The sequence below is a fragment of the Tamlana sp. s12 genome (genome assembly GCF_016767215.1).
GTDB lineage: Bacteria > Bacteroidota > Bacteroidia > Flavobacteriales > Flavobacteriaceae > Pseudotamlana > Pseudotamlana agarivorans.
In genome coordinates this window covers 1,850,009-1,872,078 of record NZ_CP068547.1, presented here as the reverse complement: position 1 = coordinate 1,872,078, position 22,070 = coordinate 1,850,009, and the positions used below count along the sequence as shown (strand labels likewise).

The 22,070-nt window shown below is 36.2% G+C and carries 21 protein-coding genes; 11 read left to right on the top strand and 10 right to left on the bottom strand.

The annotated features are described in order from the left end of the window. Positions 1 to 678: 678 nt before the first annotated feature. From hutI to hutH, 3 genes are all read right to left on the bottom strand, one after another. Positions 679 to 1,917, bottom strand: a complete 1,239-nt coding sequence (gene hutI, locus JJL45_RS08115) for an imidazolonepropionase (protein ID WP_068602961.1) — start codon at positions 1,915 to 1,917, stop codon at positions 679 to 681. 87 nt (positions 1,918 to 2,004) lie between these two features. Then, positions 2,005 to 4,002 carry a urocanate hydratase gene (locus JJL45_RS08110; RefSeq protein WP_068602962.1) on the bottom strand — a complete coding sequence of 666 codons (1,998 nt, stop codon included), beginning with the start codon at positions 4,000 to 4,002 and terminating at the stop codon, positions 2,005 to 2,007. Between the two features lie 426 nt (positions 4,003 to 4,428). Beyond that, on the bottom strand, positions 4,429 to 5,928 hold the full coding sequence (gene hutH / locus JJL45_RS08105; RefSeq protein ID WP_068602963.1) for a histidine ammonia-lyase: 1,500 nt from the start codon (positions 5,926 to 5,928) through the stop codon (positions 4,429 to 4,431). Positions 5,929 to 6,172: 244 nt separating this feature from the next. Between hutH and JJL45_RS08100 the strand changes: the two genes are divergently transcribed. The 3 genes from JJL45_RS08100 to JJL45_RS08090 all read left to right on the top strand — a co-directional run bounded on the left by JJL45_RS08100 (position 6,173) and on the right by JJL45_RS08090 (position 10,149). After that, positions 6,173 to 7,066 carry a LysR family transcriptional regulator gene (locus JJL45_RS08100; RefSeq protein ID WP_068602964.1) on the top strand — a complete coding sequence of 298 codons (894 nt, stop codon included), beginning with the start codon at positions 6,173 to 6,175 and terminating at the stop codon, positions 7,064 to 7,066. 301 nt (positions 7,067 to 7,367) lie between these two features. Further along, positions 7,368 to 9,191, top strand: coding sequence for a DEAD/DEAH box helicase (locus JJL45_RS08095; RefSeq protein ID WP_068602965.1), 1,824 nt, complete (start codon positions 7,368 to 7,370; stop codon positions 9,189 to 9,191). Between the two features lie 178 nt (positions 9,192 to 9,369). Then, positions 9,370 to 10,149 carry a carboxypeptidase-like regulatory domain-containing protein gene (locus JJL45_RS08090; protein ID WP_067148441.1) on the top strand — a complete coding sequence of 260 codons (780 nt, stop codon included), beginning with the start codon at positions 9,370 to 9,372 and terminating at the stop codon, positions 10,147 to 10,149. A 223-nt stretch (positions 10,150 to 10,372) separates the two neighbouring features. Here the strand turns inward: JJL45_RS08090 and JJL45_RS08085 are convergent, their stop codons facing one another. Next, positions 10,373 to 11,029, bottom strand: a complete 657-nt coding sequence (locus JJL45_RS08085) for a TrmH family RNA methyltransferase (RefSeq protein WP_068602966.1) — start codon at positions 11,027 to 11,029, stop codon at positions 10,373 to 10,375. Positions 11,030 to 11,362: 333 nt separating this feature from the next. Between JJL45_RS08085 and JJL45_RS08080 the strand changes: the two genes are divergently transcribed. From JJL45_RS08080 to JJL45_RS08070, 3 genes are all read left to right on the top strand, one after another. Then, positions 11,363 to 12,406: a tetratricopeptide repeat protein gene (locus tag JJL45_RS08080; protein ID WP_202664367.1), complete on the top strand. Its 1,044-nt coding sequence runs from the start codon at positions 11,363 to 11,365 to the stop codon at positions 12,404 to 12,406. Between the two features lie 163 nt (positions 12,407 to 12,569). Next, positions 12,570 to 13,253, top strand: coding sequence for an SIR2 family NAD-dependent protein deacylase (locus tag JJL45_RS08075; protein WP_068602968.1), 684 nt, complete (start codon positions 12,570 to 12,572; stop codon positions 13,251 to 13,253). Between the two features lie 66 nt (positions 13,254 to 13,319). Beyond that, on the top strand, positions 13,320 to 14,387 hold the full coding sequence (locus JJL45_RS08070) for a polysaccharide lyase family 7 protein (RefSeq protein ID WP_068602969.1): 1,068 nt from the start codon (positions 13,320 to 13,322) through the stop codon (positions 14,385 to 14,387). Between the two features lie 27 nt (positions 14,388 to 14,414). Here the strand turns inward: JJL45_RS08070 and JJL45_RS08065 are convergent, their stop codons facing one another. Continuing rightward, a complete protein-coding gene (locus tag JJL45_RS08065; RefSeq protein WP_068602970.1) occupies positions 14,415 to 15,647 on the bottom strand; it encodes a glycosyltransferase in 1,233 nt (410 codons plus the stop codon). Positions 15,648 to 15,928: 281 nt separating this feature from the next. Beyond that, on the bottom strand, positions 15,929 to 16,402 hold the full coding sequence (locus tag JJL45_RS08060; protein ID WP_068602971.1) for a heme-binding domain-containing protein: 474 nt from the start codon (positions 16,400 to 16,402) through the stop codon (positions 15,929 to 15,931). 37 nt (positions 16,403 to 16,439) lie between these two features. Between JJL45_RS08060 and JJL45_RS08055 the strand changes: the two genes are divergently transcribed. The 5 genes from JJL45_RS08055 (at position 16,440) to JJL45_RS08035 (ending at position 19,649) form a co-directional block, all read left to right on the top strand. Next, positions 16,440 to 17,003, top strand: a complete 564-nt coding sequence (locus tag JJL45_RS08055; protein ID WP_068602972.1) for an adenylosuccinate lyase — start codon at positions 16,440 to 16,442, stop codon at positions 17,001 to 17,003. 259 nt (positions 17,004 to 17,262) lie between these two features. Next, the gene (locus JJL45_RS08050) at positions 17,263 to 17,502 is read left to right on the top strand and encodes a hypothetical protein (protein WP_068602973.1); all 240 of its coding nucleotides are present in this window, start codon (positions 17,263 to 17,265) and stop codon (positions 17,500 to 17,502) included. After that, positions 17,503 to 17,811 carry a type II toxin-antitoxin system RelE/ParE family toxin gene (locus JJL45_RS08045; protein ID WP_068602974.1) on the top strand — a complete coding sequence of 103 codons (309 nt, stop codon included), beginning with the start codon at positions 17,503 to 17,505 and terminating at the stop codon, positions 17,809 to 17,811. A 303-nt stretch (positions 17,812 to 18,114) separates the two neighbouring features. Further along, positions 18,115 to 19,458: an adenylosuccinate lyase gene (gene purB, locus JJL45_RS08040; RefSeq protein ID WP_068602975.1), complete on the top strand. Its 1,344-nt coding sequence runs from the start codon at positions 18,115 to 18,117 to the stop codon at positions 19,456 to 19,458. Between the two features lie 8 nt (positions 19,459 to 19,466). Beyond that, on the top strand, positions 19,467 to 19,649 hold the full coding sequence (locus JJL45_RS08035) for a hypothetical protein (RefSeq protein WP_068602976.1): 183 nt from the start codon (positions 19,467 to 19,469) through the stop codon (positions 19,647 to 19,649). Positions 19,650 to 19,771: 122 nt separating this feature from the next. On the opposite strand, the gene JJL45_RS08030 is transcribed toward JJL45_RS08035, so the two are convergent. Genes JJL45_RS08030 through JJL45_RS08015 form a run of 4 tightly spaced genes read right to left on the bottom strand, consistent with a single transcriptional unit; the run spans position 19,772 to position 21,906 of the window. After that, the gene (locus JJL45_RS08030) at positions 19,772 to 20,314 is read right to left on the bottom strand and encodes a DUF4252 domain-containing protein (protein WP_068603140.1); all 543 of its coding nucleotides are present in this window, start codon (positions 20,312 to 20,314) and stop codon (positions 19,772 to 19,774) included. A 17-nt stretch (positions 20,315 to 20,331) separates the two neighbouring features. Further along, the gene (locus JJL45_RS08025) at positions 20,332 to 20,895 is read right to left on the bottom strand and encodes a DUF4252 domain-containing protein (RefSeq protein WP_068603141.1); all 564 of its coding nucleotides are present in this window, start codon (positions 20,893 to 20,895) and stop codon (positions 20,332 to 20,334) included. Between the two features lie 29 nt (positions 20,896 to 20,924). Continuing rightward, on the bottom strand, positions 20,925 to 21,410 hold the full coding sequence (locus JJL45_RS08020) for a hypothetical protein (RefSeq protein ID WP_068602977.1): 486 nt from the start codon (positions 21,408 to 21,410) through the stop codon (positions 20,925 to 20,927). Continuing rightward, positions 21,397 to 21,906, bottom strand: a complete 510-nt coding sequence (locus JJL45_RS08015; protein ID WP_067148469.1) for an RNA polymerase sigma factor — start codon at positions 21,904 to 21,906, stop codon at positions 21,397 to 21,399. Before JJL45_RS08015 ends, JJL45_RS08020 begins: the two co-directional genes overlap by 14 nt. Positions 21,907 to 22,070: the final 164 nt, after the last annotated feature.

Below are 22,070 nucleotides of genomic sequence, written 5' to 3'. Positions count from 1 at the left end.
GAGAAGTGTGACTTTATCTTAAATGTATGTGCTTTTTCATTAAACAAATGACACCAATTAATTGAAAAACTGAGAATCCTATGAGCATGTCAAATGTTCTCGACTCCGCTCGAACACCAACCTAATTGATGTTTTCAATGGTCTTCGAGCGGAGTCGAGAAGTGTGACTTTATTTTAAATGTATGCGCTTTTTCATTAAACAAATGACACCTATTAATTGAAAAATTTGAGAATCCTATTGGCTCGTCAAATGTTCTCGACTCCGATCGAACACCAACATAATTGATGTTTTCAAAGGTCTTCGAGCGGAGTCGAGAAGTGTGACTTTATTTTAAATGTATGCGCTTTTTCATTAAACAAATGACACCTATTAATTGAAAAATTTGAGAATCCTATTGGCTCGTCAAATGTTCTCGACTCCGATCGAACACCAGTTTGATTGATGTTTTCAGTGGTCTTCGAGCGGAGTCGAGAAGTGTGACTTTATCTTAAATGTATGTGCTTTTTTATTAAACAAATGACACCAATTAATTGAAAAATTTGAGAATCCTATGAGCATGTCAAATGTTCTCGACTCCGCTCGAACACCAGTTTGATTGATGTTTTCAGTGGTCTTCGAGCGGAGTCGAGAAGTATGTTTTTATTTTAATATATGTGCTTCTTCATTAAACAACCACACTAAACCACCTCAACCCCATTCAAATAAACACGTTCAATTTGATGATTTCCAAATGAATATGGTATAAAATGATAAGAACTGATAGCTTTTGTTAAGATCAAGTTGGCTTGTTTTCCTTTGGTAATTGACCCTACTTTATGCTCTAAGCCCATGGCGTAGGCACCGTTTATTGTCGCAGCATTGATAGCTTCTTCTGGAGTTAATTTCATTTTTATACAGGCTGCCGATACCGCGAAATTCATATTTCCTGAAGGTGACGACCCTGGATTATAATCGGTGGCAAGTGCTAAAGGCAGTCCGGCATCAATCATTTTTCTGCCTGGTGCAAATGGAATGCTTAAAAAGAAGGAACATCCTGGCAAGGCTACGGGCATGGTTTTAGATTTTTCTAAAACGACAATATCTTCATATTTCATAACTTCCAAATGGTCTACAGATAATGCTTTTTGTTTCACTCCTGCTTGTACTCCTCCAATAGAGTTAAATTGATTCACATGAATTTTAGCTTGTAAACCATGTAATTTTCCGGCCTCTAAGATGCGATTGGTATCTTCAACCGTAAAATACCCTTTTTCACAAAACACATCTACAAAATCGGCAAGCTTAGCCTCGGCAACTAAAGGAATCATTTCTTTAATGATATGATCGACATAACCGGCCTTATTATTCTTATATTCTTCAGGAACAGCATGAGCCCCCAAAAATGTGGCTTTAATAGGGATTTGATGATTTTCCTTTAAGCGCTTAATCACGCTAAGCATTTTTAATTCAGCTTCTAAAGTTAGCCCGTAGCCTGATTTAATTTCAACAGCTCCTGTACCTAAGGCTATGATTTCATCTAAGCGGCCTTTGGTTTGCTTATACAGTTCACTTTCTGAAATATTTTGAACTTTTTTAGCAGAGTTTAATATCCCTCCACCTTTATTAGCAATGTCTTGATAGCTTAAACCTTTTATTTTATCTACAAATTCGCCTTCACGCTGACCCGCATAAACCAAATGTGTGTGTGAATCGCACCAAGTTGGTAAAACCATTTTCCCTGTAGCATCGATCACATGGTCTACCGCTTCATCGGGACAGACTTTCATCGGACCAAAATCATAAATCACATCATTTTTTATGAGAAGAAAAGCATCTTTAATCGTTGGTAACTCATTCATGGCTTTTCCTGAGACAAAACGAGTGTTTTCATCTCTAATTTGAAGTAATTCCTTGATATTTTTAAATAGGACTTTCATTTGTTAATATTTATTGTTTTTTAGTGATCGCATGGAACACCCAATTATCATTTCGCTGTGTGGGTAAGCTTAATAATGGATGTTTCATTAAAACAGGTTTTCTAGTAATTGATTATCGACTAAGTTAGGCAAAGTTACTTTTAAGTTTGGAGTACGATTCATTTCACGTCTAATCGCAAAAAGTGCTTCATCGTTTCTGGCCCAACTTCTACGAGCAATACCGTTATTCACATCAAAAAACAACATGCTTTTTAGGCGTGCTTCGGCTTCTTTTGTACCATCGAGTAACATTCCAAATCCGCCATTCATTACTTCGCCCCAGCCTACGCCGCCGCCATTATGAATGGACACCCAGGTAGCCCCTCTAAAGCTATCACCAATCACGTTATGAATGGCCATATCAGCAGTGAATTTACTACCATCATAGATATTAGAAGTTTCACGATAAGGCGAATCGGTACCACTCACATCATGATGATCGCGCCCTAAAACCACAGGTCCAATGTCGCCATTGGCCACAGCATTATTAAAAGCTTCGGCTATTTTAGCACGACCTTCGGCATCGGCATACAAGATGCGCGCCTGCGAACCAACCACCATTTTATTTTTCTTGGCATCCTTGATCCATGTGATGTTATCTTGCATTTGCAATTTAATTTCATCTGGTGCCGTTTTCATAATGTCTTCTAAAACCGAAGCTGCTATATCATCAGTTTTATCAAGATCTTCCGGTTTTCCTGAAGTACAGACCCAACGGAAGGGTCCGAAACCATAATCGAAACACATCGGACCTAAAATATCTTGAACGTAAGACGGGTATTTAAAATCGATATTATTTTCGGCCATCACATCGGCACCCGCGCGAGAAGCTTCTAATAAAAAGGCATTTCCATAATCGAAGAAATACGTGCCTTTGGCCACATGATTATTAATAGCATGAGCATGACGGCGTAACGACTCTTGAACTTTTTCTTTAAAAACCTCTGGTTCTTCGCGAATTAATCGGTTGGATTCTTCATAGGTTAAACCTGCAGGATAATAACCGCCTGTCCAAGGAATATGTAATGAAGTTTGATCGGACCCCACGTGAATAAAAATATTTTCTTCATCAAAACGCTCCCAAACTTCAACTATGTTGCCAATAAACGCGATGGAAACCACTTCTTTTGATGTTTTTGCTTGTTTAACTCTAGTAACTAAATCGTCAATGTTATCAATTAACACATCTACCCAACCTTGTTCGTGGCGTTTTGTGGCTGCTTTGGCATTCACCTCAGCACAAATGGTAATACAACCTGCTATATTTCCTGCTTTTGGTTGCGCTCCACTCATACCTCCTAGTCCTGCAGTTAAAAATATTTTTCCTTCGGAAGTATCGCCTTTTTCTAACACTTTTCTAAAGGCATTCATAACCGTAATCGTGGTACCGTGCACGATGCCTTGCGGACCAATATACATGAACGATCCTGCTGTCATTTGTCCGTATTGCGTCACACCCAAGGCATTAAATTTTTCCCAATCGTCGGGTTTAGAATAATTAGGAATCATCATACCGTTAGTTACAATCACACGAGGTGCATTTTTTGACGATGGAAATAATCCCATAGGGTGCCCAGAGTACAAATGCAACGTTTGCTCATCGGTCATTTGAGCCAAATACTGCATGGTTAACAGGTACTGCGCCCAATTTTGAAACACCGCGCCATTTCCACCATAAGTAATTAATTCTTCGGGGTGCTGAGCCACGGCAGGATCTAAATTATTCTGAATCATGAGCATGATAGCCGCTGCCTGCGTTGATTTTGCAGGATATTCTGAAATGCCTCGCGCATATATTTTATAGTTGGGTTTGAATCTATACATATAAATTCTACCGTATTCTTTAAGTTCTTGAGCAAATTCTGAAGCCAATTCCTCATGCCAATCTTTAGGGAAATAACGCAATGCATTTCGAATCGCTAATTGTTTTTCTTCCTTGGATAAGATATCCTTACGTTTTGGTGCACGGTTGGCACCTTCAGGGTAAGTATATTTTGATGGCATTTTTGTGGGAATGCCTTGTAAAATTTGTTCTTTGAATGTCATTTTTTTTGTTTTTTGATGGTTGACAGTTGGCCTTTGACGGTTGACTCTTGACTCTTGACGACTCGAGCCCCCCCTATTAGCTGTGCTATATACCTTCAACGAAAACGATGTTTTCATTTCGGTAGTCCTCAAGGATAAACACCCCTATAATCCCCTCAAGGGGATAGTATTCTCGTTTTCAAATCAGAGATCTTCTTTCATAATTCGTTTCACGTTTCACGATTAACGGTTAAACCTTTCCGATTACACGGTTAAACAATTAAAACGCTTTGTCATGCAGAACGCAGTGAAGCATCTCTTCCATTTGAAAGATTCTTCAGTCGTTCCATTTTTGGATGTCATTCTGACGAAGCATGGGGAAGAATCTTTTTGCTGTGAGATTCCTCGTCAGTCGTACCTCCTTCTGTCGGAATGACAACAAGCCATCTATTTTAAATTAAACGCTTGAGTTCTCACTAAGGCAATCATATTATTGATATCATCTTTTAAAAGTCTATCATCCTCTAATTTCGGAACTTTTTCTCTAATTATTCTGTGGTTTTCTTCAATAATATCTGAAAAGGTGTTCGGACGTCTAAACTCTAAGGCTTGAGCACCATACATTAATTCGATGGCCAATATTTTTTCTAAATTGCCTAAAATCTGATTGAATTTACGCCCAGAAATACTACCCATAGACACGTGGTCTTCCTGTCCCAGTGAGGTTGGAATACTGTCTGCTGAGGGTGGAAAACACAGCGATTTATTTTCAGTAACCAAAGCAGCCGTGGTGTATTGTGGAATCATAAACCCAGAATTCAGTCCGCCACCTGTGGTTAATAAACGTGGCAGTCCAAATTTACCCTCAATGAGTAAATAACAACGTCGGTCTGAAATATTACCCAATTCCGCGGCAGCGATAGATCCATAATCTAAAGCCATCGCTAAGGGTTGTCCGTGAAAATTTCCACCCGAAATCGCCTCAGTATCACTTAAAACAATAGGATTATCGGTCACCGAATTCATTTCAATTTCTGCCAATTCTAACAAGTGGTAGTAAGCATTTCGCGAAGCCCCATGAACCTGCGGAATACAACGCATAGAATACGGATCTTGAACACGCTCGCAGTTTTCATGAGAGTTTACATTTTGTGAAGAATACAACAGCATCGTCATACGCTCAGCCACTTCGATACAACCTTTAAACGGACGAATTCTGTGCAACTCATCTCTAAAAGGCGACGAACTACCTTGATAGCCTTCAATACTCATGGCGCCGCAAACATCAGCCAAATCTAATAAGTATTCCATTTTATTCAACCCTACAATCGCATGAGCCAGAATAAATTGTGTACCATTTATTAAGCCTAAACCTTCTTTGGCTTGGAGCTCTATAGGTTCTAAATTATGCTCTTTTAATATCGCTTTCGCGGATTTAATAGTATCTCCTATCCAAAATTCGCCTTCTCCCAGAAGCGGTAAAAACAAATGCGACAAGGGTGCTAAATCACCTGAAGCTCCTACTGACCCTTGTTCTGGAACCGTTGGTAGTAAATCGTTTTCAATGAAATATAAAATACGCTCTACAAGTTCTAAACGAACTCCGGAGTACCCCTGACTTAAAGCATGAACTTTACAAATCATCATGATTTTAGACAAGTTTTTATCTATAGGGTTCCCTACTCCAACAGCGTGCGTAATGAGTAAATTTTCTTGAAGTTTATTGGTTTCCTCTGGTGTAATTTGCACATCACAAAGTGGACCAAACCCTGTATTTATACCATAAACCGCTTTGTTGGAGCTTGCCATTTTTTCAACTTTAGCACGACAAATTTCAATTTGTTCGATAGCTTCTTCACACAAAACCGCTTCCAAGCTTCCGTTAGCAATGGCTAGTACTTTTTTCACCGTTAAGGTGTCAATTCCGAATTTAAATATCTTTTTCATGGGTATAAAATTGGTATTAGGTTTTGGTATTCAGAAGAAATTTGGGCTATAACCCCTTAGTTTAGAGATTTCTCGTCGGTCGTTCCTCCCTCTGTCGAAATGACAACAAACTACAAATAAAGCACTTCCATTAAACACATTTTCATTAACATATCGAACTCACGCAATCAAATAGTGGTACAATTACAAAATTATCGATAATTTTGATACCAAATAAGATCATTAGTTTAACCAATTAATAACTATGAGTTATCAAATAGAACTAAGACATATCAAATATTTTTTGGCTGTTGCCGAAGAATTACACTTCCGAAAGGCTGCCGAAAGGCTTTACATATCGCAGCCTGGGTTAAGCCGACAGATTAAAGAAATGGAGGACGCCCTAGGCATAACGCTTTTCCACCGACACAACCGAAATGTGCAACTCACCCTTGCTGGCCAATATTTACAAGAAGAGCTCTCCAAAAACCTGAAGCAACTCGATAACATTTTACATCACGCCAAACTTTTGGAAGACGGTAAGGATGGTGAACTGAATTTCGGCTATGTGGGTTCGGCCATGCAACGAATTATCCCCGAATTGCTTATCAAGTTTACAAAAAACCACCCCAATGTATTGTTCAGTTTAAAGGAAATGGATAATATCAAGCAAATAGATGGTTTGTTGGCTCAAGATATTGATATAGGTTTTGTGCGTTTGGAACGTATTCCGCGAGGCTTATCCAGTCAACTGGTTTTAAAAGAACCCTTTTGTTTAGTGCTACCCAAAAACCACAGCATTTCTCACGACACCTTCAAAAGTGTGAGTCAGTTAAAAAACGAATCCTTCATTTTATTTGATCCTGAATACAGTGCCGCCTATTATGAAAAAGTTATGGGGATTTTCGACGATAGCGGCTTCACCCCCATTACTTCGCACAACACCATACATGCCGATTCTATATATAAATTGGTTGAAAACGGCTTCGGAATTTCCATCGTGCCTAAATCTTTAAAATCTTCAGAAAACAGCAATCTTAAGTTTATAGATTTGGATATGATTCCGCAGCGCACCTCACTTTCGGCGGTTTGGAAAAAGGATAATAACAACCCGATTTTATCGAAAGTAATCAACTTAATTCATAGCAACTGTCCCTAAATGGCCTTATCACGTCATTCTGAACTTGTTTCAGAATCTCACGCTACTGATTCACAGCAGTTATGAGAACCTGAAACAAGTTCAGGTTGACGATAAACTTCCTGCTTAGTCAGCCTTAATTCATAAGGATATCACAAATTAATGTCATTCTAAAATAAAAGACTATCTTTGCCGCTTGAAACTCAGAAAAATGGGTTTAAATTCCTCAGAGTGAGGATGTGTTACTAGAAGTTTAAGGTTAAGTATGTCGATTCGCTTCTTATGTAACACCACATAAAACAATCGAATACTTACATATAGAATGAGCACATTCCAAGAATTAGGTCTTAATAACGACCTATTACAAGCTATTACAGATTTAGGATTTACAGAACCTAGTGAGGTTCAAGCCAAAGCCATCCCTATTTTATTAGGATCTGAAGGCGATTTAGTGGCCCTAGCCCAAACGGGAACAGGAAAAACAGCCGCTTTTGGTTTCCCAATGTTAGAAAAAATCGATGTTGATAGCCGCACCACCCAAGGTTTAATTTTATCACCTACACGTGAGCTTTGTTTACAAATTGCCAACGAAATGAAATTGTATGGTAAATATTGTAAAGGTTTAAATGTGGTTGCTGTTTACGGTGGATCTAGCATTACCGATCAAGCCAGAGATATTAAGCGTGGCGCACAAATTATTGTAGCGACTCCAGGTCGTATGAAAGATATGATTAGCCGAAGAATGGTTGATATTTCTAAAATTCAATATGCGGTTTTAGATGAAGCCGATGAGATGTTAAACATGGGCTTTAAGGAGGATATTACCGATATTTTATCGCACACACCAACCGACAAAAGTACTTGGTTATTTTCTGCAACCATGCCTAGAGAAGTTGCTGCTATTGCAAAAAACTTCATGCACGATCCGCAAGAAATTACCGTTGGAAATAAAAATGAAAGTACCAGTAATGTATCTCACGAATACTATTTAGTAAACGCTAGAGACCGTTACCAAGCTTTAAAACGTTTAGCAGATGCTAACCCAGATATTTTTTCTGTGGTGTTCTGTAGAACAAAACGTGATACTCAAAAAGTAGCCGAACAACTTATTGAAGATGGCTACAATGCAGGGGCTTTACACGGCGATTTGAGTCAGAATCAACGTGATTTAGTCATGAATGCCTTCCGTAAAAATCAAATTCAAATGCTTGTTGCAACCGATGTTGCGGCTCGTGGTATTGATGTTGATGATGTAACACACGTTATAAACTACCAATTACCAGACGAAATTGAAACCTATACCCACCGTTCTGGTCGTACCGGACGTGCTGGTAAAACAGGGGTTTCTATGGTCATTGTTTCTAAAAGTGAAGTACGTAAAATTAAAAGTATCGAGCGTATTATTAAACGTCAGTTTGATAAGAAAGAAATTCCAGATGGTATGGAAATCTGCGAAGTTCAGTTGATGTCTTTAGCCAATAAAATTCATAATACTGAGGTTAACCCAGAAATTGAAAAGTACCTTACGGAAATTAATGAAAAGTTCGCTGATACTTCTAAAGATGAATTAATTAAAAAATTCTTCTCGGTTGAGTTTACACGTTTCTTCAATTACTATAACAAATCTAAAAACCTAAATATTGCTGAAGGTTCTTATGATAGAGATGGTGGTCGTGAAGGCGGGAGAGATTTTAAAGGAGGAAAATCGGATTCGACACGCTACTTTATAAACGTTGGTAGTAAAGATGGTTTCGATTGGATGCAGTTGAAAGACTTCTTAAAAGAGAAACTAGAACTTGGTAGAGATGATGTCTTTAAAGTTGAAGTAAAAGACAGTTTTTCTTTCTTTAATACTGAAAATGAAGCAAAAGAAAAGGTATTATCTTTTTTCACCGATTTTAAACATGAAGGTCGTTTTGTAAACGTTGAAGTGTCTGAAAACCGTGGTGGTGGAAGACGTAATGACAGACGTGGCGGCGGCGGCGGACGTCGTGATGGCGGAAAACGCGCTGGAGGAAGACGTGACGATCGTAAAGGTGCTTCGGGAAACCGAAGTGAAAGACGTCGTAGCGAAGGAAGTTCAAAACCTAGACGCTCGGATTCTGGCGGAGGAAACTTCGATAGACCAAGACGTTCTAGAAGATAAAATATAGCTGTAGGCAGTAAGCTATAAGCAATATGCTTTAGGCTTACTGCATATTGCACATAGCCTATAGCTTAAACGAATTAAACTATTTTGTTAATTTTTAGTCAAAATAAAAAAGATACCTATCTTTCAAACTTATTGTTTATTACTTTTATCCCATAATCAACTAAAAGGATTTATGAAACGTTACCTCATCTTATTAACTGTACTACTTATTTCTACCGTGGGTTTCTCACAAGAAGAAGCTGACAGGGTTTTAGGTGTGGTTATTAACGCTTCAACCGATAAGCCTTTAGAAAGCGTAAATATTGTAAACCTTAATCAGGTGATTGGAACTACCACTAATAGTAAAGGTGAGTTCTCTATTTCTGCAAAAGTTAACGATACCCTTCACTTTTCATATCTGGGTTTTAAATCTATTAAAGTACGTGTTACCAATGACTGGTTAAAATTTGGTAGTTCGAATATCGAATTAACCGAATTGGCTTTAGCTTTAGAGGAAGTGGTTGTAAATCAATTAAAACTTACAGGCTATTTAGAAGTCGATATTGCTCAAGTTCCTGCTGTTAACGACAATTACCGATACAGCATATCTGGACTAGAAGGCACAGGCTACGAAGCCAGTAAAGAATCTGGTCTAACCAAAGTGGTAGGATCTCTATTTAATCCTGCCGATTTCTTACACCGCATGTTTGGTAAAAAACCAAATGAGCTTAAGAAATTAAAGAAAATGAAAGAGGATGATGAAATTAGAAACCTCTTAGCGTCACGTTTCGACAGAGAAATGCTTACCGTTTTACTACAAGTAGATCGTGTGGATTTGGACGAAATTGTGAGTCAATGTAACTACTCCAAAGGTTTTATTCAAACAGCAAACGACCTACAAATTCTTGACGCCATTAGCGAGTGCTACGAAGAGTACAAGGTGCTGAGCCGTGGTAGAAATCGTAAAATCTAAATCTTTTTTGCTGTTTAATTGTTGATGTGTTTAACTGTATAATCGGGTAAAAACTAAGCGCTTGTTCGTTTTAGCGTAAGGCCTTAAGCTATATGCAAATTACTTTCAACGATTAAGCCTAAAAACAAACATTGTCACACTGAGCTCGTCGAAGTGTTATTCCTCCCTTTTAACTTTGTTACTTTGTTACTTTGTTACTTTGAAACTTTGAAACTTTGAAATTTTACAACTTTTCATAAAACCGAGCCACAATATCATCATAGCTCTTCAAGGTCTTCTTACACCAATCTAAGCGCTTTTCATTAATTTCATTTTCAGAGAGTTCCCAATGGATATCACTTCGTCGTAATTTTGTAGTCACATGCTGTAAAATAATAGCAGCAGACACCGAAATATTCAAACTTTCAGTAAAGCCCACCATTGGAATTTTTAGAAAACAATCGGCTTCATCTAAAACTTCTTGAGACAATCCTTCTGTTTCTCTTCCGAAGAAAAAACAAGATTTTTTAGTCACATCGAAATCATGCAATTCACAATCGTTTGTATGCGGTGTTGTGGCAACAATTTGATAGCCCTTTTGTTTCAAATCGCTAATACAACTTTTCACATGATGATAGCGATTTAAATCGACCCACTTTTGGGCACCCATAGCAATTTCTCTATCAATGCGTTTAGAATTGCGCTCTTCAACAATATTCACCTCTTGAATGCCAAAAACATCGCAACTTCGTATCACAGCACTTGTATTGTGAAGTTGATATACATCTTCTGTGGCTACGGTAAAATGTTTTGTGCGCTGTGGTAGTACGGTATCAAAACGTTGCTTGCGGTTTTCGGTGAGGTAAGACTCTAAGTGTTCAAGAAGTTTTAAATCAATCATAAAGTAAAAATAATGAAGTACAAAGAATTATCAGGTGTGACCTAGCCAAGATGCACCAAACATTGTGAAAAAAACTCAACTTTCTTCTAAGCAGGACATTATAAATGATAAAATTATATTTCACAAGGTGAGCAAAAAAAGCGGTTATATTATTATATAATTAAATTTTATCAGCATTTAAATACATACTTAACAGGTTTTTATAATTTAATTTCCAAATTTAGTTTTAAAATGTATTTTTGAAAAATGAAGAAAAATATGGTTAAAATTATAATTGGATGCTTTATATTTCTAAATACACTTCCAAGCTTTTCTCAAAGAGCAAAATTATATATGGGATTTCCTACTGAATCTTACTACAAAAATGGTAACATTAGGGTAGTACGTAATTTTGAAGAAGGAAAGCTTCTTGGGTATAAAACTTACTATAAAAGTGGCGCTTTACAATCTAACTTTGTTTTTAATTCTAAAGGACATCATGATAGCATCGCCAATTTCTATTTCCCTAATGGCAATATTAAAACTATTTGGAAGTATAAAAATGATATTGTAAAAAAACGAATAGACTATTCGCTAGAAGGAAAAGAACTTAAAGGAAAGCGTGATTATAAAGAATTAAAAATTTGCAACGCCAATTTACCTTTCGGGCCAAACTATTTATCTTGGACCTATAGACGGGCTAAACTCAATTCAAAGCTTGGGTTTCACGATCAGGCTTTAGAGGATTTTAATCTCATATTGTCCAAGGTTAGCCCAGAATGGATTAGGCAATCTGCAGAGAGGTCTATTTACCATACTATGGCATTAGATTACATAGCTATAGAAGATTATGAAAATGCGCTCAAATACAACTTTAAGGCCTTAGCTATTGAACACGATAACCAAGCTGTGTTAAACAATATTGGCAACTTGTTGTTACAAGTTAAAGATTATGATTTAGCTTTAAAATACCTCGATAAGTGTCATGAAATAAACCCTAATAATTATCACGCTTTTTTTAATAAAGCAAAACTTTATTTAGAAACAGGCGACTATCAAAAAGCTTTAAGTTTTATTGAGAAAACCATAGCAGATCAGAGAAGCCATAAACTAAGCGAAAAAAACATACATGAAGAGAAGACGATCTGGGCAACAAGAGGTGAATTATATTATAAATTAGGACGGCCTGACGAAGGGATTAAAGATTTATTAAGGGCCTTAGATGAAAACCCTGCAAATTCATACGCACACAGATGTTTATCAATAATTTACAAAGATCTAAACGACCAAGTTAAAGCTTGTGAGGCTTTAGCAAAGGCCAACGAATATAAGTATGATAAGACTTATGATACTAATGAGATTGAAACTTTAATCCATGAGTATTGTTTTTCAGAATAAAGCACCTCGTTAATTATGATGAATTAAATCTATAAAAGATTAAGGCTTTCGCTGAAACAAAAAACTATCTTTATAACATGAAACATCCAATTAATTAATATAATAGCTTAAATATGATTATATGGATGCTACATCTGACTATTAAAACAATAAATACAAACAGATGAAACACCTTGTTGTACTTACAGGAGCTGGCGTTAGCGCCGAAAGCGGTATAAACACTTTTAGAGATGCCAATGGTTTGTGGGAAGGTCATGATGTTATGGAGGTTGCCACACCCGAAGGTTTTGCTGCCAACCCTGAATTGGTGCTCAATTTTTACAATCAGCGACGCAAACAATTGTTTGAGGTTGAACCCAACCAAGCGCATTTTGATTTGGCTGAGTTAGAGAAAGATTTCAAAGTGAGCATTATCACTCAGAATGTAGACGATTTACACGAACGTGCTGGAAGCAGTAACGTGATTCACCTACATGGCGAGTTACGAAAGGTAAAAAGCTGCTTTGATGAAAACGATATCATGCCATGGGAAAACGATATTCTTCTAGGTGATCTTTGCAAAAAAGGCCATCAATTACGTCCGCATATCGTATGGTTCGGAGAAGCCGTTCCTATGATGGACAAAGCCATTGATATTTGTGAAACTGCCGATATTTTAATGATTATTGGCACGTCCATGCAAGTTTATCCCGCTGCAGGATTAAAAGACTATGTTCCCGAAAACACCCCAACCTATTTTATAGACCCTAAGCCGAATATCAGCAGTAGAAAAAACTTAATTGTTATGGCTGAAACTGCAACCGTAGGCGTTCGTAAATTAATGCCGATTTTAAAGGCAAATCATTAAAGTGAACTCTAATACACATCAAGCTTAACTCGTATCTTTACAAGAACAATCTAAATACTAAAAATCATGAATTCCATAAGTCGAAAAGTATTCCCTTTAGCCCTTATTTGCGCTATCATGTCATTAACTAGTTGCGTTAATAAGGCAAAGAAAACTACCGAAAACGCCATTGTGAAAACCGAAGAAAGCAAGGTTTATCCTAGTGATGTGATTCCTTTTATGGACCAATGGAAAATTCTTTTGGGTAATGGCGAATCGTCGAAAGATTTAAAAAACTACGAGCATGAAGATTTCTTTTATGTAGCGAACGATCAAGATACTAATTGGGTGGTTTATAAAACCCCAAATTCAGGAATTACTTCTAGAACCTCTAGTAACACGAGAACCGAATTAGGTCAGAAAGCCCATTGGACTCCAGAAACGGGAGGCAAACTAACAGGAACCTTAAAAGTAATGCATGTTTCTACAAGTGGAGATGCACGTGTAGCGGCTTCTTTTTCAACCGTCGTTGGACAAATTCATAGTGATGAAGGACACGAGAATGAACCTCTAAAAATATTCTACAAGAAATTTCCTGGCCACACGAAAGGCTCTGTTTTTTGGAACTATGAAATCAATACGAAAGGCGATAACTCGAAACGATGGGATTATTCTACCACGGTTTGGGGTTACGATATGTCGGTAGTTGGAGAAACCCCAACCACCTTCCCCGAAGAACCAAAGGACGGGATTGCTTTAGGAGAAACCTTTACATACGAAATCAACGTTTATCAAGGCATCATGTATTTAACATTTACAAGTGAAGGCCACGAAACGGTAAAATTCACCAAAGATTTAACAAAATCAGATTTTGCTACAAAAGCCGATATTCCAAAACAAATATGGACTTTATACGCTAGTATTGGTCGTGACGGTGTCGAGCGTGAAACGGCTTACTCAAACGAAATGCAATATTTTAAACAAGGGGCTTACAACCAATCGAATGGTAAAAACCCGGAAGACAATATGGTTTGGAGTACAGGATCCGATCATTTTAATGGTGATATTGCGAAACAATATCAAAACGGAGCCTACACAGAAGTATGGTTTAAAGAAGGGACTGTAAGTCCTGGCACACCTCCCGATATGGAGTAAAAAGCATATTTATAAGGATGTAGATTATTAAGCATTTTTTGCTTCAATCCACTTACTCATAAACTTGGTACTTTGCATGGTATGATGTTGTAACATCTGTCCGGTAAAATTATGCAAGCGTTTGTCGTGAAGGTGTATTAATGTGTTTTCTAAAACTTCAAAAAACAGGTTAACGTGCTGCTGCTTATTAAACCGTTCATTAATCACCGGAAAACCATGGTGTTGTTTTTCAGTCCAAAGTGTTTCATTTTTGTAGAGTTGAACAGCTTTACCTACAAACGTTTGAGCATCATCTGCTATAAAACCATTGGGTTCAAAATCACCAAACATGCCTTCCGCAGCAATGCTAGACATCACACAGGGCGTACCATTTTGCATGGCATCAATGAGTTTCCCTTTTAAGCCAGCACCAAAACGTAAAGGCGCCAAACACACTTTGGCTTTTTGCATGACCTCATGAACATCTTCAGCAAAACCTTTTATAAAAAAGCCTTGTTTTTCGTTATGCAATTGGGTCACTTTTTGAGAAGCATAAGCACCGTAAATATGAAGTTCGGCTTGTGGTAATTGTTTTTTTATAAGCGGCCAAATGGTTTCTTTTAAGTACAAAACGCCGTTGTAATTGGGTTCATGTAAAAAGTTTCCAATGGTTATAAAATGGTCGCGGTTTTCAAATGTTGGAAGTTTTTTTATCGCTTCCGCGGAAATAGTCTCTAATAAAAATGGCAGATAAACTAAGAGTGACCCATCGACTTTAAACTGATTTTTCAGAATATCCATCTCCACTTCCGAAATCATTAAACTCAAATCGCACCTGTAAATACTGGCAATTTCGCGTTTTGCCACATCGTTAAATAAATAGGACGTATCAAAAATCTGTTTATCCTTAAAAGCCTGTTGCCTACCCTTTCTTAAGCAATGTAAATCTTCAGTATCTAAAATTTTTATAGCATTCGGACAATTTTCAGACACACGCCATCCAAATTGTTCTTCCATCATAAAACGATCGAATAAGACCACATCAGGATTTAAATTGGCTATAAATTCATCAAAACTGGAATTATTAAGTGCAATTGCCACTTGTGAAACGCCGATACTATCTAAATTAAACGCGTTATCACTTTTAGCACATGGACTTGCAAAAGTAATGCTATAATCCGCTTTTTGAAACGCCTCAATAAGCTGCATCATCCTACTACCAGCCGCAGAACTTTTAGGTTCTGGCCATACGAATCCGATGATGAGTAGTTGGTTGGACAATTGGTTATTGACTATTGACTATTGACTATTGACTATTGACTATTGACTATTGACTATTGACTATTGACTATTGACTATTGACTATTGACTATTGACTATTGACTATTGACTATTGACTAAAAATTTGGCAAACACAATATAAATACCAAACAAAAGCTGAAAAAAGAAACAACAACTTACTAACAAAAAATATCGTTATCCTATAAAAAGAAACACTGTTCACTTTTCATTATTATTTGTTAACTGTTAATTATTCACTATTAACTGTTCACTATTAATTATTATTCCGCTTTCGGCTCCAAACCATATTTAATACGAACGGTTTTTGCCCAATTAATTACAGAAGCTATTTGAGCGTCGCTAAGTTTGGCTTCAGAATGCGTCCATGTGTATGATGGTAAAGGCATTTCTTTTTCTTCAACCATTTCAATAAGTTCCTCAAATTTGTGGTCTTTACGCTTTGTTGAATTATCTACCCAATCAGAAAAATTTAAATGCTTTTTTCCGTCTTTTACATGACTTGCCAACCAAAAATTAACAGGCGTAATATTGTTGTACCATGGGTAACGGGTTACATCACTATGGCAATCATAACAAGTTTCTTCCAAAATACGCTTTACATCTGCTGGCGGATTGGTCTCTGCCAAAAAAGGTTCGATAGATTTTAAATCACCTTCATTTTTTTTAGGCCCAAAAAACTGAGCGATAACAAATAATACCAATAAGGCTAACAGGATCTTTTTTAATATCTTCATTTTGATTAGTTTTAGGCATTAAAAATAAGAAAAGCATTTGACTACTTCTCAACTTTACGAGGAATTAAATAAGGTAGACCACTCCAAAGAAAAGCGTTTACACTATGCCCTTTTAATTTTAGACAACCCCGAACTGGTACCTCAACTCTTAGAAGTACTTTTTGTGGTTGACGATAAAATCTCATCAAAAGCAGGTTGGGTATTAGAGGCTGTGTGCAGATTAAATCTAGAACCGCTTCTGCCCTACTTGAGTCTATTTACTGAAAATATTCATAAGGTACATATCGACTCAGCGGTGCGTCCGGTGGCAAAAATCTGCGAACTTATAGCCTTGAGCTACACGGGGAAAGAACCGCATGCCGTTAAAACATCATTAACAGCAACCCACAAAGAACGTATTATTGAAACCTGTTTTGATTACATGATTAACGACGAAAAAGTAGCCGCCAAAGCCTATGGTATGACGACACTTTTTATGCTTGGCAAAGAATACGATTGGGTGCACCCTGAATTAAAAATCATTTTAGATCGTGATTTTGCTAGCCAAAGTGCTGCTTTTAAAGCGCGTGCTCGTCATATTTTGAAAAAGCTTAAACACTAAATATCAACACCCCATGGTTAACAATTATTAAGAGACAATTTTTATGTAAACGCATTTTCTAAAGGTAAACCACATGATGTTCAAGGTTAGATTTTAGTCTTTTTAATGCAATTGTTGTATCTTTATTCCAGTTTATATCAGAGTTTTTCTGAAAAACATACATGCTGTATTATTGAGCTTGTTGATATATTTTCAACTTACTGATAAATATTATTGACTTTTCAGTCAGCATTAGATATTAATTGCAATAGTTATTGTTATGGAAGCATTCGAATTAAGAGAAAAGTGGAAGAAATCTATAAAAACGGTCGATGATCGTTTTTTACAGTTGGTTGATGCTTTATATGAAGGTTACATTAAAAATGAAACTGTAGCTTATCACCCTGACGGAGCTCCCATGTCTCGTCATGACTACAAAAAAGCCTTAGACACCGCTGAATTGCAAATAACTAAAGGCGATTATATCTCTGCAGAAGAATTTGAACAAGAAGACATTTAAATGCTAGATAAGGTTAGCAAAGTTGCTTGGACACGTCAAGCAAGAGAATCCCTCACTAAAATTTTAGATTATCGCTATAAAAATCTGCAATCGGCAAGAAGTATTGTGAGAAAAGCTATAATAGATGCTTCAAAGCAAATAGTATTTTCAAAGCAATACCAAAAAGATGACATTTTCCCTGAATATCGAAGGATTGTGGTTAGAGATTATAAAATTCTCTATAAAGAAGTCAAAGGAGTTGCTTATATTTTAAACATCGTTTGCACTAAAGCTAGCTCGGACAAAAACAACATTAATACTGAAGAATAAATAATTTAACTTCAATTATTATTATTCATCATAACCCAACTAATTTCTCATAAAAGCTTATTTTAAATAATATTCCTAAGGTTCAAAGTTTTTCCTACTTGACTTCTTAAAAAGCAATAATTAATTTATTCTAATTTGCATTTACGCAGAATCAAATCTTTAGTCTTGTGTCTTTTAGTGAAACGGTCTTTTCATCTTAAGTCACAAGCTCTATTTTAAAACAACAATCAAAAACTTAAGCTTCTCATATTCTGTATTCGCGTTAAAAAACCTATCTTTGCGACTTCTTAAAATCAAAAATTTATGTCACTATCAGCATTAAATGCCATCTCACCAATTGATGGTCGTTATAGAAGTAAAGTTAGCGAATTAGCTCCTTATTTTTCGGAGGAAGCTTTAATCAAATACCGCGTTTTAGTAGAAATAGAATACTTTATTGCACTTTGCGAAATTCCGTTACCACAGTTAAAATCGGTTGATGCTTCGCTTTTTGATAGTTTACGAGCGATTTACAAAGATTTTTCTTCGGAAGATGCCCTTGCCATAAAGAAAATTGAAAGTGTTACTAACCATGATGTTAAAGCAGTTGAATATTTCATTAAAGAAAAATTTGACGCCTTAGGATTGTCTGAATACAAAGAGTTTATTCACTTTGGTTTAACCTCTCAAGATATTAACAATACCGCTATTCCGTTAAGTATTAAGGAAGCTATAAACGATGTTTATATTCCAGAATATACGACGGTTGTAGATAAATTAAAAGAATTAGCTAAAGATTGGTCAGCCATTTCTATGTTAGCTAGAACGCATGGTCAACCAGCATCTCCAACCCGTTTAGGGAAAGAAATTGAAGTTTTTGTAGTGCGTTTAGAAGCACAATTTGAGGTTTTAAAAACCATTCCTAACGCAGCCAAATTTGGTGGTGCAACAGGTAATTTTAACGCACACCATGTGGCTTACCCAAATAATGACTGGAAAGCTTTTGGTAGCCATTTTGTTGAAGAAAAACTAGGCTTACACCATTCATTTCCAACAACTCAAATTGAGCATTACGATTTTATGGCTGCTTTATTTGATGCCTTAAAACGTATTAACACAATTATTATTGATTTGAATAGAGATATCTGGACATACGTGTCTAATGATTATTTCAAACAAAAAATTAAAGCTGGAGAAGTAGGAAGCTCGGCGATGCCACATAAAGTAAATCCTATCGATTTTGAAAACTCTGAAGGTAACTTAGGTATTGCTAACGCTGTATTTGAGCATCTTTCGGCTAAATTGCCTATTTCTAGATTACAACGTGATTTAACCGACAGTACCGTTTTACGTAATGTTGGTGTGCCTTTCGGACATACACTTATTGGTTTTAAATCTACTTTAAAAGGCTTGAACAAATTACTTTTAAATGAAGGTAAATTTGCTGATGATTTAGAAAATAACTGGGCTGTAGTTGCTGAAGCTATTCAAACGATTTTACGTCGTGAGGCTTATCCGAATCCATATGAAGCTTTAAAAGGGTTAACAAGAACAAACGCCAAAATAAATCAAGAGTCCATTTCTAGTTTTATCGATACTTTAGAGGTGTCTGACACAATAAAAGCTGAATTAAAACGTATTACTCCTAGTAACTATACTGGAATTTAATAATATTTATGTTAAGCGATAAACAATCATTAGGATTAACCATGTTGATGGTAGCTGGAATTTTTTCATTCGGAATTCTAGACATCCTAGATAATTTTATTGTTTTAACTATAATGACACTTATTTTTTCTGCCGTTGTGATTAACATCATTTACATGAAAACAAAATCACGACACAATCAGCAGAAGTAATTTAAGCTTGTAATAAAATAAAAAAGCTGTCTAGAAAGTAGCATCCTGTTAAACACAGAGCGCAATACTTTTTAGACAGCTTTTTTAGTATAAAGCATCCAGCTTATAGCCTATAACATTGATTACCTAAAAAAATCACCAATTTTTTGAAACTGCGCTTCATCAATATTCGCGTTTTTCATAGCTTCAACCAAACTAATCATTTTTTCGGGCGTCATATCATGACCTAAAACCCGTACTACGGCGAAACCTCTTTCTTTGGCATATCCAAACAAGATAAACTCATCGGCTTCATCATTTTCACCCAAATATTTTACGGAAAGATGTTTGCCTTTATCGCTTAAGTCGATTAACTCATTGTATTTTTCGTTACTTAAAATGGTTTTAACCTTAGCGAGTTCCGTTTCGTAAACCGACTGATTTTCGGGATCTACTTTAAAACCTAAAAAGTTTAGTTTTTGAACAGACTGATAAGCCTCTTGCTGCTTTTCGGTGAAATTGGATTGATCAACCTCGATCATCGATAAAGGAAAATCCTGCGACACAAAACCTTTAGTTTCTTGGTGCTCTACAAAATAGCGTTGTAAACTTTCACTATTATTACAGCTCGTAAATAAAACCGCAATTAAAAGCAAAGGCATGATGTTTTTGAATATGTTTTTCATGGTCATGATGATTACGATTATTTTTTCTTGTCTAAATGTTTCCCTGCAGGAATATTCATTTTATCGGTAAGCTTAGAAATTTGCTTTAAATCGATATCACCTGTAAGCGAAACCACTACAGTTTCAATATCTCGGTTTTCACCATTAACTTCTACTCCTTGATTTTTAAGCACTTTATCCACGCCATTTACAAAAATCAAAAGTTCTTTAACATGGTCTGAATCTTTACCTTCCTTAACATAGAATTTAACATCGGTACCTTCTTCCTTTACCTCCATAAGCTCTTCCAAACTGTTTGATCTTGAAGACACCCATTTAGAGATATCACCGGCAATACCTTTATTAGCTGTGATAATGGTTTTAAAACTGGTGATACTTTTAACCATATCCATGTAAGCTTCGGCCTCTGGGTCATCGACATTAATGCCCATTTTTGCAATCATCTGAAACATTTTTGGCTTGATTGAAACATAGGTCACCTCTGTATTATCGCTATATTTTTCAAAAATATCGCTTTGCGCCCATCCTGATAATGGCCATAACACTACCGCAAGTAGCAGTACTAAAAATTTATTTTTCATAGTTTTTGTATTTATGTGATTTGAAGTTTTCATTTTTTCTCTTTTTTAAATATTATTTGTGTGGCATTTTCCATTTCATTCAGATAATTTAAAGTTGAAGTCCCTTTATTGACTTCATCTAAATAACCTACTGTTGAGGCGCCTTGATTAAACTTTGTTGAAATCATTTCTAAGGACTTTGACACTTCCATAAAGGCCAACTCTGGATCGTTAAAAGTACCTAAGTCTTGATTTTCAGTTCGATTACCCAGATAAAAACCTAAAAGCAATACTACCGTAGCAGCAACAGCCGTTAGCCATTTATAAGGAATAACTGGTGTCTTTTTTAAAGGCAATACTTTGTTAAAAGTTTCCTGCTGATTTACCGAAAAATAGGTGAAAATTGATTTATAAACCTCTAAATGTTCTGGAACATCAGATTCGGTAAAAAAACGTTTCAACTCCTGCTCTTCGGCTATAGAGGTTTCGCCATTTTCATATTTTTCTAGTAACTTTTGTATCTTATTTAATACCATAATTATGCGTATTAGTCAGTTTTTCTCTAATTGTTTTTCTTGCTCTTGATAAGGCTACCCGTACTGCTGTAGGATTCATATCTAGTATTTTAGAAATTTCATCAAAATCGTAAGCTTCAATATCCCGTAGCTGAACGATTAAACGTTGTTGCTCTGGTAGTTGTTCCATAATTTTTTCAACCCAATGCAGACTATCATTCAACTCCACTTGCTTTTGAACCCCAACCTGCTTGTCTTCATAATTGCTATGCACAATTTTTAGGTTTTGTGACTGCTTCGATTTCAACTTATCATAACAATAATTTTTAGTCATCGTCATCGAAAAAGCCTCTACATTTTTATAGGCTGGAATTTTAGACTTATTATTCCATAATTTGATAAGAACCTCCTGGGTGGCATCTTCGGCTTCTTCCGTAGAAACCAATAAGCGTTTAGCCATACGAAACAACTTATCTTTAAATGGTGATACTAAATCTAAAAACTCCTTTTGGTTCATTTTTGGTTTTCGTTATCAGAAAAAACAGTTTTTTTATGCTTTCTGTTATTACGACGAGTTAACGATCGTTTTGTTACATAGCAAAAATATTTCCTGTCAAATTAGCTTCAACTTAAGCAATAAGTATCAGCTTTTATTAGTTTCTATTCAAATCTAATTTAGTT

What these genes read in the sequence shown, in the direction of transcription:
- hutH (WP_068602963.1), bottom strand. Translation starts at nt 5,928, where the DNA reads ATGAAAAAGATATTTAAATTCGGAATTGACACCTTAACGGTGAAAAAA.
- JJL45_RS08060 (WP_068602971.1), bottom strand. Translation starts at nt 16,402, where the DNA reads ATGAAGATATTAAAAAAGATCCTGTTAGCCTTATTGGTATTATTTGTT.
- JJL45_RS08050 (WP_068602973.1), top strand. Translation starts at nt 17,263, where the DNA reads ATGGAAGCATTCGAATTAAGAGAAAAGTGGAAGAAATCTATAAAAACG.
- purB (WP_068602975.1), top strand. Translation starts at nt 18,115, where the DNA reads ATGTCACTATCAGCATTAAATGCCATCTCACCAATTGATGGTCGTTAT.
- JJL45_RS08095 (WP_068602965.1), top strand. Translation starts at nt 7,368, where the DNA reads ATGAGCACATTCCAAGAATTAGGTCTTAATAACGACCTATTACAAGCT.
- JJL45_RS08035 (WP_068602976.1), top strand. Translation starts at nt 19,467, where the DNA reads ATGTTAAGCGATAAACAATCATTAGGATTAACCATGTTGATGGTAGCT.
- JJL45_RS08085 (WP_068602966.1), bottom strand. Translation starts at nt 11,029, where the DNA reads ATGATTGATTTAAAACTTCTTGAACACTTAGAGTCTTACCTCACCGAA.
- JJL45_RS08070 (WP_068602969.1), top strand. Translation starts at nt 13,320, where the DNA reads ATGAATTCCATAAGTCGAAAAGTATTCCCTTTAGCCCTTATTTGCGCT.
- JJL45_RS08025 (WP_068603141.1), bottom strand. Translation starts at nt 20,895, where the DNA reads ATGAAAAATAAATTTTTAGTACTGCTACTTGCGGTAGTGTTATGGCCA.
- JJL45_RS08100 (WP_068602964.1), top strand. Translation starts at nt 6,173, where the DNA reads ATGAGTTATCAAATAGAACTAAGACATATCAAATATTTTTTGGCTGTT.
- JJL45_RS08110 (WP_068602962.1), bottom strand. Translation starts at nt 4,002, where the DNA reads ATGACATTCAAAGAACAAATTTTACAAGGCATTCCCACAAAAATGCCA.
- JJL45_RS08090 (WP_067148441.1), top strand. Translation starts at nt 9,370, where the DNA reads ATGAAACGTTACCTCATCTTATTAACTGTACTACTTATTTCTACCGTG.
- JJL45_RS08045 (WP_068602974.1), top strand. Translation starts at nt 17,503, where the DNA reads ATGCTAGATAAGGTTAGCAAAGTTGCTTGGACACGTCAAGCAAGAGAA.
- JJL45_RS08015 (WP_067148469.1), bottom strand. Translation starts at nt 21,906, where the DNA reads ATGAACCAAAAGGAGTTTTTAGATTTAGTATCACCATTTAAAGATAAG.
- JJL45_RS08030 (WP_068603140.1), bottom strand. Translation starts at nt 20,314, where the DNA reads ATGAAAAACATATTCAAAAACATCATGCCTTTGCTTTTAATTGCGGTT.
- JJL45_RS08080 (WP_202664367.1), top strand. Translation starts at nt 11,363, where the DNA reads ATGGGATTTCCTACTGAATCTTACTACAAAAATGGTAACATTAGGGTA.
- JJL45_RS08075 (WP_068602968.1), top strand. Translation starts at nt 12,570, where the DNA reads ATGAAACACCTTGTTGTACTTACAGGAGCTGGCGTTAGCGCCGAAAGC.
- JJL45_RS08020 (WP_068602977.1), bottom strand. Translation starts at nt 21,410, where the DNA reads ATGGTATTAAATAAGATACAAAAGTTACTAGAAAAATATGAAAATGGC.
- hutI (WP_068602961.1), bottom strand. Translation starts at nt 1,917, where the DNA reads ATGAAAGTCCTATTTAAAAATATCAAGGAATTACTTCAAATTAGAGAT.